The following is an 11,693-nucleotide window of genomic DNA, read 5'->3' on the forward strand; positions in this document are numbered from 1 at the left end:
GGGGCTAATCCTTCGGGATGCCTTCGGGATTCGTTCGGGATTTCCGCGTTTCCTTGCTTCTACCGAATTTCCGCACTTGCCCTGTGGTCGCAGTTCTTAAGAAAAAGAGCTATATTAGTAGATGAAAAATGCTTTTTGATATGAATCAATTTAATGGTCTAAAATAAGATTTATTATGATTTATTTTTAAAATTCTAAATACTTTATATAAATTTGCAAATAAATTAGAGTAAAAAGAAAAATAAATAACAAAACTTGTGTTTCCAAGTAGCAATGCCTGAAGCTTTTAGATGGCGTATAGTATGAAATGAGTGGGAAGTTTATCTTTTCTACCTGTAAACACTAATCAAACAAATATGAAAAAATTATCGTTACTTTTATTGTTGTTTCTCTCTTTTGTATCTTGTAAAAAAGAAGAAGAGGAAAGAAATATATGGTATGAAGAGACTAGTTTTGTATTTCATTCAAGAGAGTGTAAATACATGTGGGCATTCAATGTTAGTAAGACTGAAAAACCATATTATGGCATAACAACTATCGAAAGAAAATACATAGGCAGCAAGCAGTCTGTAAGTGTTCAGAATTATACTCTTGAGTTCACAACTTGCAATGTAGGCATGGATGCAATAGTATATGACAATTTTAACTACAAGGAAGCATACGATTCTGGCGATGAGGAGATATTATTCAGGATTCCAGTATATAGGGCTTTATGGCACAGAGATAATCCTATGCAGGATGCTCCAGATAAAATAATTGAAGCAAAACTTTCTGCTTATTTTAATAAACAAAAAACTACACGCATGTGGATTGAGTGTGTAGATTATCGTACAACCCCAATAAAGGACATCAAAATTACAGCATCAGCTGATATAAATGATGTAAAAGCAGGCGAGTCGCTGAACAAACAGTTTCTTGTAGATGGATATCCAATGTATCACGATTTTATTATCACATCAAACAAAGACCTCATTACCGACCCAAAGAAAATATCAGACATCACTATAGACCGTTATTTGTATAACAGACCTATGGCTCCTGCTGACATGAGATTCAGATTTGTAGATGATTTTGATATCAAGGCTCCAGTTGAGACAGCTTTTACGGTCGAAATCACTACGCTCGACGGTCATGTTCTTAAGTCCGAAACTCCTTTGGTAATATTAACACCGAGAGCAAAATGAAGTTGTATACTATAAATATGGGGGAGAAGTTTATCTTTTCTCCCTATAAACCCTAATCAAACAAATATGAAAAAAATATCGTTACTTCTATTGTTGTTTCTCTCTTTTGTATCTTGTAAAATAGAAGAAGATGATGGTTTATTTCCTGAAGAAATTAGTTTTGATTTTCATTCAAGAGAGTGTAAATACATGTGGGCAATCAATGTTCGTAAAACAGAATCTAAGGTTGATGGCTTTGATGCATCATATATCGAAAGAAAATACATAGGCAGCAAGCAGTCTGTCTGTGTTCAGAAATATACTCTTGAATTCACAACTTGCAATGTCGATATGGATGTAGTAAATTATGGCGATAGTTTAAACTACAAGCAAACATACGATTCTGGCGATGAAGAGATATTATTCAGAAATCCAGTATATGATGTGTTGCGGTTCTGTGCAAACTCTATGGAGGATGCTCCAGATAAGATAATCGAAGCAAAACTTTCTGATTATTTATATAACCGAAAAACTACACGCACGTACTTTAAACACATAGATTATCGTACAACTCCAATAAAGGACATCAAAATTACAGCATCTGCTGATATAAATGATGTAAAAGCAGGCGAGTCGCTGAACGAACAGTTTCTTGTAGATGAATATCCAAGTTTTCACAATTTTATTATCACATCAAACAAAGACCTCATTACCGACTCAAAGAAAATATCAAACATCACTATAGACCAATATTTGTACTACAGACCTATGGCTCCTGCTGCCATGACATTCAGATTTGTAGATGGTTTTGATGTCAAGGCTCCAGTTGAGACAACTTTCACGGTCGAAATTACTACGTTCGATGGTCATGCTCTTAAGTCCGAAACACCTTTGGTAACACTAACACCAAGAGAAAAATGAAGTTGAAAAACGTCAGTCGTCTGATATTGCTTTTTTCTATATTCTTTACAACCGTCTTGTCTGGTTGTGTTGAAGAGATTGATTACAGCCACTACAACCAAAGGCAAGTGGTGGTGAACTGTATCCTCACAAGTGATTCTGTACAGCATCTGTCACTCACTTATTCAAACGAGTTGCACAACACCATCTATGACGAGGTGGAGGATGCAACAGCCTTGTTGTATGAGGACGGCTATCTTGTAGGTACATTCAAAAAGTCGGCCTATGCAGAATGGGTGTTGAAATACCGCCCTAAGTTTGGACGAAACTATCGGCTTGAAGTAAAGGTGGAGGGCAAAGAAACCATTTATGCCGAAACTAAGTTCCCGAAGGAATTGCGCGTGTATCGAGAATATGAAAGGGATACAATTGGAAAACTTGCCTTTAATGTATCTGGCGAGAAACCGTATTGGGTGTTCTCCTTCGACAAAGGCGAAGATACAATAATGCATCCAATAGTTATAGAAGACAGGTTTCGCTTCATCACTGAGATAGGAACTGACTGTCCTGATGCAGATGATTTTAACAAATATGTTTATGACGAAGAATTTGCTGGATTGTATGACAGATATATCAGGATAGTTCCATCTCAAATAGGACAAACGTTTAGGTTGTATGACTTGTATTCGTGTGTAGTTTTTTTCAGATGCGTTTCAGACGAATATGACAAATACTTAAAGAGCAGTCTGTTAAAGATGATGGTTTTCAGTTCGACTGACGATCCAACCCAATGGCTTGACGAGACCGTTGTTTACAACAACATCAAAAACGGATTAGGCATTTTTGGAGCGTACCATGACATCAAAATAAACTGTAATTCATACTGACATGAGAAAAATAATAATCACGGCATTTGTAATCCTGACTAATCATGTCTATTGTCAAAATAATGAAAATAAGGACTCTCTCACTCTGCAAGAAGTCACGGTTACAGCAAGCTCTCCCGTATCCAAAGGTAGCACGTTCGTATATGATGCCAGTGAGGCAGTAAGGACAATATCTGTATTAGGCGAGCCTGATGTATTGCGGCACATCAGCAGTTTTCCGGGAGTTTCGGCAGGAATAGACGGCACGTTGGGACTATTCGTAAGAGGCGGCAACAATGGAAGCAACGGGTTGTATCTTGATGATGTTCCGCTCTATGTGTCATCTCATCTTATGGGACTAGTGTCTGTGTATCCTCCCGAGGTGGTGGATAATGTCACCTTCTGTCAGGGAGGAATGTCTTCATCCAAGGGCAATTTGTCGTCAGCACTCCTCGATGTAAAGGCAAGACGGCAATACGGTTCGGCATACAGCGGTTCTGTGTACCTGTCGCCATATATATGTGGAGTGTATCAGAATCTTCCGATAAAGAAAGGTAAAACATCTTTGCAGATTTCGGGCAGAGTTACGGTCCTTCCGTACATTCTCAACTGGTTCAACAAATCAGATGATGATATGAATATCGACATCTACGATTTCTGTGCAAGATTGGACAGTAAACTGTCAGAATGTAGCACGCTGGATATGATGTTTTTCCATACCAACGACAACTTCGACTTTACTAATGAAGATGAGCGGAATTTAGGACAACGATGGAAGTCTACCATAATGAAAGTTGGATGGAGATTCTATATAAATGAGAAATTCAATCTCAAAGCCGTTGCATACCGAAATAATGTGTATTCTGGTCAGAAGTCAATCTATTTCGACGATTATAGCAATGCTGAAAAATCACACATTCAGTTATACACATCATTGACAGAATGGTGCGCGTCATCAACACTCAACTGGAATGTGTGCAAAGGACTTTCATTTGGCGGTGGTCTGTCTTCGCAGGTACAGAACTTCACGTTAGGCAACTATGAGTATATACGCGATGTAGATAGAGACAGAAGAAACGAACAGAAAGAAAAAAGCACTCTTAATGTGATATATGCCGATGTGAAATACAACATCGGGCAACTGGCAGATGTCAGCATAGGTGCAAGACAGGTGTTTCAGAACATCAATCATCGGCACAGAAGCGGAACAGACCTTCACGCCATTAGCCATTGGTACATAACCGAAAACTACGGCGTGGAACTGACCTACGACAACATGAAACAGTACTATCATGTTTTGGAAGGACTCCCTTCGGGATGGTCAATGAATCTTATGAAAGCAAGCGACAACGATTATCCTGAAGAAAAGACAAGCCAATTTTATGCCGGACTGTTTGCAGGCAAAAAGACATCTGTATATGATTTGAAAGCCACCATCGGCGGTTATTATCGTACGATGAACGGTATTATCTCGTACAAGGATGCCCGAAATGCGTTTGGCTTCCTCACTACCGAGTTGAAAGACGAAGTATGTCAAGGCAAAGGCAAGTCTTATGGCATGGAAAGTTCGGTATCCTTAATGTCAAAGAATATTCAGGCAACGCTGTCGTACACGCTGTCTAAGACCGACCGCACGTATCCTGAGATGAATAGGGGAGAATCATTCCCTTTCAAGTTTGACCGACGCCACATTCTCAACTTTGAGGGAACGTGTGTAGTTGCCCGAACCAATGGCGAGGAAAAATCGTACGAGCATAGCATCGGCTGCGCTGTCTCTTATTCATCGGGCAATCGCATAACAATACCGATAGGAACTTACAAAGGCGTAGCACCTCCATATTGGGAACGCTCAAAAGATGGACTTATTCATTCTGATGAGTTCTTCTTTCAGATATACGACCGTCAATACATGTCGGATGTCAACGTGATAAAGATGAAAGACTATTTCAGAACAGACATCTCATATTCAATGAAGAGGAGAGGAAAGATATTCACCAACGAACTCTCTTTGTCTGTCTATAATGTGTTCAACAGACACAATCCGTACACCATCTTTCACGATGAGGGAAAGTGGAAACAACTCAGCATTGTCCCAATTATGCCTTCCATAAGGTGGGGGCTAAGTTGGTGAGCAATAAGTGCTACCCCTTTTTCCCTCCCGACAGATATTCGAAGCCGAAGCGGCAGCGCAGACAATCCTTACGGTCGCAGTACATCGTTTTTAGTTGCAGAAGAGCCTGACTGTCGGCCGCCTGCGACACCTTTATTCCGCAGTCTGCCCAGCAACGCATAATGTGGTTGTTCTCGGCAGGCAGTTCCTCGAGCAGGGCGATAGCCTTGGCACATACAGCCTCGTTGCCCAGATGCTTTCCGTAGGCATAGAGCAGAGGCACGATGGTGTTTATAACCACCAGTCTGCGGCTGCTTAGCGACAGTTTGTGCTGACGGTTCTCCGACAACGTGGCAAAGTTACAATGCGTCTGCCAGTAGGTACTCACGCCGCCGTCGAGAAGTCTGAGCAGGGCATCCGTATTATCGGCGTCGAGAATGTGCGAAACGCTTATAGCCCCACGGTTGTACAGACTGGCAAGCTGCGCCAGACGGATGTGCGGAAAGTTGGCAGGCCGCATCCGCAGATATTTCCACAGATGAGGCTCTATCGGCTTCAGTCCGAACTTGGCAGAAAGAAACCTGTATTCGGCAGAAAGCCGCTTGAAGTATTCGTCATTTACGATGGCATCCTTGTAAGCCTTCGGCAGATAATTCTCGTCCAGAAATCCAGCCTGTCCAAAGAATATAGCCTCTATCTGCAACAGATTGTCGCGATGCTTGCCCAGCGCGCCGTATGGCACATTCTTGGCCCACAGTTCAAAAGCCTCGCCGTTAACCCCAAAGCCGAAGTTGCGCGCAAGCGCTATGAAGAGCGAGTTCTCCCAGTCGCTGTTCGTTGCCTTCTGATATGCCTCTATGCGCTCCGACTTGGCCGAGAGCCGTTCTATGCATAGCGAGTTGAGCCAGCCGTGTATTTTAATAGGCGGAATCTGCCCAACCGACGAGAAGCAGGCAGGGTAGTGGAGCGACTCGCTCAGTTCGCGGTATCTGTCGAGAAGATGCGGCGGACATTCGAGTTTCATCTGCGGAATATCCCTTCCGCTGCTGTTCGTAATCTTGGTGTCTATTACCGATGCTATGTGCAGAATAACATTGTCGTAAGCCTTGTTTGTGTCGTGCTGATGCCTGAACCAGTCTGACGAGCGTTCGTGAATCTCAACATTGCCAGCCCACATCACGTCGCCAATCTTTATGCGAGCCTGAAGGAAGTCGGGTCCTGCATGAATGTTAGGCTGACCGCAGTTTATTACCTCGACAGGAAGTCCGTCGGTAGTTCGTAGTTCGCTAAGCGGAAATATCTTGTGTTTCCAGACATAATACAGTATTTTTTCCATGCGCATCGGATTTTTGTTTAGGTGCTACGCTTGCAAATATATGCAAAAAAGTGTGGGTAGCAACGCTTTAGATGTCAAAAAATCATAAAAAATGCCGTAGATGTGTTAAAAACTCAAAAAAATAGTGTAAGTTTGCACATATTTTTTACGATAAAAATCATGAAGATTGCATTAATAGGTTACGGAAAAATGGGCAAGATGATAGAGCAGATTGCCCTTTCAAGAGGTCATGAGATTGTTTGCATTATAGATATCGACAATCAGGACGACTTTGAAAGCGATGCTTTCAAGAGCGCAGATGTTGCTATCGAGTTCACAGCTCCGATGGTTGCCTACAATAACTATCTGAGGGCTTTCAAGGCAGGCGTGAAGGTTGTTTCGGGCTCAACAGGATGGATTAAGGAACACGGCGACGACGTGAAGAAACTCATCGAGCAGGGCAACACTCTGTTCTGGGCAAGCAACTTCAGCGTTGGCGTTGCCATCTTTAGCGCAGTAAACAAATATCTTGCAAAGATTATGAACCAGTTCCCAGACTATGATGTAAAGATGGAAGAGGTTCACCACATTCACAAGCTCGACCACCCAAGCGGAACGGGCATCACCCTTGCCGAGCAGATAGTAGATAACCTCGACCGCAAGAACGGCTGGGAGATTGGTACGCTTACCGCTCCCGACGGCACAGTTTCGGGCGAGGCTGAACACGCAGCCGACAAACTCGTTATCGACTCTGTTCGCCGTGGTGAAGTGCCGGGAATACACAGCATAACATACAACAGCGAGGCAGATCAGATTACCATCACGCACGATGCGCACAGCCGACAGGGATTCGCCCTCGGAGCAGTTCTGGCAGCCGAGTTTACCGCAACGCATACTGGTTTGTTGACTACTGACGATTTATTCAATTTCTAAGACTGATGAATTTATTTAATAGCAATTCCGAAACAAGGAAGAAAGACCCTACAAAAAAGCCTGAGTGGATTAAGTTCTCTATCATAACACTCTTGTACCTCATATTTCTTGTGTGGGTGCAGAGTTGGCTCGGACTCATTGTCCTTCCGTTCATTTTTGATGCCTATATAACAAAGAGGATTAACTGGACTTGGTGGCGCGACTCAGACAGCGACCTCGTGCGCGGAATAATGAGTTGGGTAGATGCCATAATCTTCGCACTCGTGGCGGTCTACTTCGTAAATCTCTACTTCTTCCAGAACTACGAGATACCGTCATCATCGCTCGAGAAATCGCTTTTGGTAGGCGACTATCTCTTTGTGAGCAAGATGAGTTACGGTCCACGCGTGCCACAGACACCGCTCACCATGCCGCTTACGCAGCACACAATGCCGGTGCTTGGCTGCAAAAGTTACATCGAGTTCCCGCAGTGGGAATACCGCCGCGTAAAGGGTTTCGGAAAGGTAGAACTTAACGACATCGTGGTGTTCAACTATCCGGCAGGCGACACCGTTGCGCTCAACGTGCAAGACCGCGACTTCTATAAGTATGTTTGTCTTGCAACCGGCTATGAACTGCACAAGAACGAAAAGATTCCGCCAATGGACAGCCTTAGCCGTACAGACCAGCGCGTTCTGTTCGACTTCCTCTACAACGAGGGCAAGAAGAGCGTTCTTGCACATCCCGAGGTTTACGGCGAAGTCGTTGCGCGTCCGGTAGACCGCCGCGAGAACTACGTTAAGCGATGCGTTGGATTGCCGGGACAGACACTTCAGATAAAAGACCGCATAATTTATCTCGACGGCAAGCCGAATAAAGAGCCTGACAACGTTCAGTACAGTTATCTTGTAAGACTGAAGGGCGAACTTCCGCAGGATTTCTGCGATGAGTACGGCATCACGCTCGAAGATAGGTCTGTGTATTACAGCGATTACGGAGTAAACGTCATGCCGCTTACCGAGCGCGCCTACAACGCTCTGAAAAACCGTCCCGACCTTGTTGAGGAGATGAAACTTGCTCCGTCGACCAGCGACGACGGCGTTTATCCGCTAAACGCAAGTTACGGATGGACACGCGACAACTACGGTCCGATATGGATTCCTGCCAAGGGCAAGAGCATCGACCTTAACATCGACAATATCGCCATCTACGAGCGTCCTATCAGAACATACGAGGGCAACAAACTCGAGATTAAGGGCAATAAGATTTTCATCAACGGAAAGGAAGCCAAGAAGTACACCTTCAAAATGGATTACTATTGGATGATGGGCGACAACCGCCACAACTCGGCCGACAGCCGCTATTGGGGCTTTGTGCCAGAAGACCACATTGTGGGCAAGCCTATCGTTGTATGGCTCTCGATAAACCCAGAGAAGGGATTCCTTACCGGCATAAGATGGAACCGCCTGTTTAAGTGGGTAGATAACATTAAGTAATAAATGAAGAAAACTGCCATAGTCCTGCTTGTTACAGTAGCCTTGCTGTTTGTGCTGCGACAATTTGTCGTGGTTCCCTATTCTGTGCCTTACGAGGGCATGGAGCCTACCTTGGGCGAGGGCGAGAGGGTGCTTGTGAACAAGTGGGGCTATGGTTCATCTTCTTCGGACAAGGCAAAGACCGTTGAGCGTGGCGCAATAATGGTGTTCCACAATCCGGCAGAGAAGCCCGATGTGGCTATCGACGACCGCGCCGTGTTCATTGCGCGTATATACGGACTTGCGGGCGACACGCTGATGCTAAACCACCAGCTCGTTCCGGTTGATGTTCCGCCGGTAGATGTGCATCTGAAGAGGGTATATCACTATCCGGCATTGTGCGAGGAGAGGATGCTCGCCATTGTCGATTCGCTCGGCATAAAAGACTCGTTTGTGGGCAATGGACAGAGCAGCCACAGCCGCCAGTTCAACTACGACGAGATTCTGAAGGTGCGTGCCGCCATAAACCGTGCGTTCACCTTGGTCTGCACGTCGCCCGATGTACCTACAAACTGCTATCCATATGTTGTTCCGAAAAAGAACGGCGTAGTGCCAGTAACACTCTGGAACATAACACTTCTGTGCAATACGATAAACTATCACGAAGGTCGCAAGGCTGTTATAAAGAACGGACAGCTCTTTGTTGACGGAAAACTCACGAAGCAATACACCTTTACCCAAAACTACTATTGGGTGATGTGCGACAATATGCTGAATCTAAATGATTCGCGCCTGTTCGGACTCGTTCCGGAGAGCCATCTGGTTGGAAAAGTCTGGATGGTATATTGGAAGAAAATCAGAACTATATGACAAATATTCTTTTGGCAACCGCCTATCTTGCGCCCGTCCAGTATTACAGCAAGCTGAACAGGGCGGACATCGTCACGATTGAACTTTTTGAACATTACATAAAGCAGAGTTATCGCAACCGCTGTATTATTGCAGGCCCCGAAGGTGCGCAGTCGCTCACTCTGCCCGTAGAGAAAGCACCCAACCACGGAAGCATAAAAGATGTGCGCCTGAGCGACCACGGCAACTGGCGCAGGCTGCATTGGAATGCCCTTCAGTCGTCGTACATGACCAGCCCTTTCTTTGAGTATTATGCCGATGATTTCGCGCCATTCTACGAGAAGAAATATGACTTTCTGTGCGATTTCAACGAGGAGCTGATGCTCTTGTGCTGCCGTCTGCTCGACATCGACATTGAGGGCAAACTCCGCCATACCGATACCTATCGTTCAGACCTTGCCGACGGCGAGGTTGACTTGCGCAACGCCATCTCGCCAAAGTGCGATTTCACCGCCGATGCTAACTTCGAAGCCAAGCCTTACTATCAGGTATTCAGAGAGCGCACGGGCTTTATTCCAAACCTGAGTATCGTAGACTTGCTTTTTAATATGGGTCCCGAAGGACTTTTGTATCTGTAAATCAGAAATATAAAATCATGAATAAAGTTATTCTTAAATCGTTATTTGTACTATTTATTTGTGTCATCTCGCAAAGCGCGGTGGCGCAAAAGCCGTATGGCATTTTTGACGAAAAGACTGGTACGCTTACTTTGGGCTACGGCAAAAGACTACCCAATTGTGCTAAAGAATTAGACGAGGATGGGTTTTGCGTTGATGACGTTACTGAGGAGACGAAAAAAATAAAAAAAATAGTAATTAAGAAGTCGTTTGCTCACTACAAACCGAAGGATTGTAGCGGAAGTTTCTCTGGTTTGGTTAATTTGAAAGAGATAAAAGGACTGAAAAATCTTAATACATCTGAAACTACGGATATTAGTGGCATGTTTGAAGGTTGTGAATCTCTGACAAGTCTCGATTTGAGCCATTTCGACACTTCTAAGGTTACAGATATGAGTTTTTTATTCCATGAATGCCTTTTTCTAAAAAGTCTTGATTTGAGTCACTTCGGTACTTCAAAGGTAACAGATATGAGTGATATGTTCGAAGGATGTATGTCTCTGTCAAGTCTCGATTTAAGCCACTTTAATACTTCAAATGTAACGGATATTGGTGGCATGTTCAGTAGTTGCATAAACTTAGCAAATCTCGACATCAGTAGTTTTAAAACCGAAAATGTTACAAGTTTATCGTACATGTTCAATGATTGTAAATCTCTGACAAGTCTCGATTTAAGTCATTTCAACACTTCAAATGTCAAGTATATGGACAATATGTTCGATGGTTGCATAAACTTGGCAAATCTCAATATCAGCAGTTTTAAAACCGACAGCGTTACTAATATGGACAGTATGTTTTCAGAATGTTGTGCTCTGACAAACCTTGATTTGAGTCATTTTAATACCTCAAATGTTACAGAGGTGAATTGGATGTTCAGTGGTTGCATAAACTTAGCAAATCTCGACATCGGTAACTTTAAGACGGAAAATGTTACAAAAATGGACAGTATGTTTTCAAAATGTCGTTCTCTGACAAGTCTTGATTTAAGCCATTTTGATACTTCCAAAGTAACAGATATGAGTAATATGTTTGGTGGTTGTATCAATTTAAAATCTCTTGACATTCATAGTTTCAATACCGAAAATGTAAAAGCGATTGATGAAATGTTTGAGGACTGCAAATCTCTGTCTGGACTTGATTTGAGTAGTTTCAAGACAGATAAAGTCTTTGACATGACGGAGATGTTTTCAGGATGTAGCAGTCTGACAGCCCTTGACATTAGAGGCTTCAATACCGAGAAAGTTACAAGAATGAATAATATCTTCGAGGGTTGCAGCAACCTGAAATTCGTCACGGTAGGAATGAAATGGATGATTCAAGACGAAGACGTTGTGGTAGATTTGTTTTCCGACAGCCCGAACGTGAACCTGATACAAGTTTTAAGATGAATTTAAGACGTAATAATCGGGCGTTAAGTATAAACAGT

10 protein-coding genes are annotated in these 11,693 nt (G+C 43.4%); 9 read left to right on the forward strand and 1 reads right to left on the reverse strand.

The features are described from left to right. Positions 1-356 precede the first annotated feature (356 nt). From T538_RS0100725 to T538_RS0100740, 4 genes are all read left to right on the forward strand, one after another. Positions 357-1,184, forward strand: a complete 828-nt coding sequence (locus T538_RS0100725; protein WP_031540346.1) for a hypothetical protein — start codon at positions 357-359, stop codon at positions 1,182-1,184. 66 nt (positions 1,185-1,250) lie between these two features. Further along, positions 1,251-2,084, forward strand: a complete 834-nt coding sequence (locus T538_RS0100730; protein WP_155992915.1) for a hypothetical protein — start codon at positions 1,251-1,253, stop codon at positions 2,082-2,084. Continuing rightward, entirely contained in the window at positions 2,081-2,950 is an 870-nt protein-coding gene (locus T538_RS0100735) for a DUF4249 family protein (protein ID WP_031531681.1), read from the forward strand. The genes T538_RS0100730 and T538_RS0100735 overlap by 4 nt, the downstream gene beginning before the upstream one ends. A gap of 1 nt (position 2,951) precedes the next feature. Beyond that, positions 2,952-5,060, forward strand: a complete 2,109-nt coding sequence (locus T538_RS0100740) for a TonB-dependent receptor (RefSeq protein ID WP_155992917.1) — start codon at positions 2,952-2,954, stop codon at positions 5,058-5,060. A 10-nt stretch (positions 5,061-5,070) separates the two neighbouring features. Here T538_RS0100740 and T538_RS0100745 read toward each other — a convergent pair whose 3' ends face one another. Next, entirely contained in the window at positions 5,071-6,375 is a 1,305-nt protein-coding gene (locus tag T538_RS0100745; RefSeq protein WP_031531683.1) for a DUF2851 family protein, read from the reverse strand. A 159-nt stretch (positions 6,376-6,534) separates the two neighbouring features. Between T538_RS0100745 and dapB the strand changes: the two genes are divergently transcribed. Genes dapB through T538_RS17470 form a run of 5 tightly spaced genes read left to right on the forward strand, consistent with a single transcriptional unit; the run spans position 6,535 to position 11,655 of the window. Beyond that, positions 6,535-7,287: a 4-hydroxy-tetrahydrodipicolinate reductase gene (gene dapB, locus T538_RS0100750; protein WP_031531684.1), complete on the forward strand. Its 753-nt coding sequence runs from the start codon at positions 6,535-6,537 to the stop codon at positions 7,285-7,287. 5 nt (positions 7,288-7,292) lie between these two features. Next, entirely contained in the window at positions 7,293-8,762 is a 1,470-nt protein-coding gene (lepB, locus tag T538_RS0100755) for a signal peptidase I (protein ID WP_051655775.1), read from the forward strand. A gap of 3 nt (positions 8,763-8,765) precedes the next feature. Continuing rightward, positions 8,766-9,611, forward strand: coding sequence for a signal peptidase I (gene lepB, locus T538_RS0100760; protein WP_031531686.1), 846 nt, complete (start codon positions 8,766-8,768; stop codon positions 9,609-9,611). Beyond that, a complete protein-coding gene (locus T538_RS0100765; RefSeq protein WP_031531687.1) occupies positions 9,608-10,228 on the forward strand; it encodes a WbqC family protein in 621 nt (206 codons plus the stop codon). The genes lepB (T538_RS0100760) and T538_RS0100765 overlap by 4 nt, the downstream gene beginning before the upstream one ends. A gap of 17 nt (positions 10,229-10,245) precedes the next feature. Continuing rightward, positions 10,246-11,655, forward strand: coding sequence for a BspA family leucine-rich repeat surface protein (locus T538_RS17470; protein WP_051655776.1), 1,410 nt, complete (start codon positions 10,246-10,248; stop codon positions 11,653-11,655). The last annotated feature ends 38 nt before the right edge of the window (positions 11,656-11,693 follow it).

It is taken from the genome of Bacteroides sp. Ga6A2, assembly GCF_000702225.1.
In the GTDB taxonomy this organism is placed as follows: domain Bacteria; phylum Bacteroidota; class Bacteroidia; order Bacteroidales; family Bacteroidaceae; genus Ga6A1.

Bases quoted from the DNA above. Each gene is read 5' to 3' on its own strand.
- dapB (WP_031531684.1), top strand. From the start codon at position 6,535: ATGAAGATTGCATTAATAGGTTACGGAAAAATGGGCAAGATGATAGAG.
- T538_RS0100735 (WP_031531681.1), top strand. From the start codon at position 2,081: ATGAAGTTGAAAAACGTCAGTCGTCTGATATTGCTTTTTTCTATATTC.
- T538_RS17470 (WP_051655776.1), top strand. From the start codon at position 10,246: ATGAATAAAGTTATTCTTAAATCGTTATTTGTACTATTTATTTGTGTC.
- T538_RS0100725 (WP_031540346.1), top strand. From the start codon at position 357: ATGAAAAAATTATCGTTACTTTTATTGTTGTTTCTCTCTTTTGTATCT.
- T538_RS0100740 (WP_155992917.1), top strand. From the start codon at position 2,952: ATGAGAAAAATAATAATCACGGCATTTGTAATCCTGACTAATCATGTC.
- lepB (WP_031531686.1), top strand. From the start codon at position 8,766: ATGAAGAAAACTGCCATAGTCCTGCTTGTTACAGTAGCCTTGCTGTTT.
- T538_RS0100745 (WP_031531683.1), bottom strand. From the start codon at position 6,375: ATGGAAAAAATACTGTATTATGTCTGGAAACACAAGATATTTCCGCTT.
- lepB (WP_051655775.1), top strand. From the start codon at position 7,293: ATGAATTTATTTAATAGCAATTCCGAAACAAGGAAGAAAGACCCTACA.
- T538_RS0100730 (WP_155992915.1), top strand. From the start codon at position 1,251: ATGAAAAAAATATCGTTACTTCTATTGTTGTTTCTCTCTTTTGTATCT.
- T538_RS0100765 (WP_031531687.1), top strand. From the start codon at position 9,608: ATGACAAATATTCTTTTGGCAACCGCCTATCTTGCGCCCGTCCAGTAT.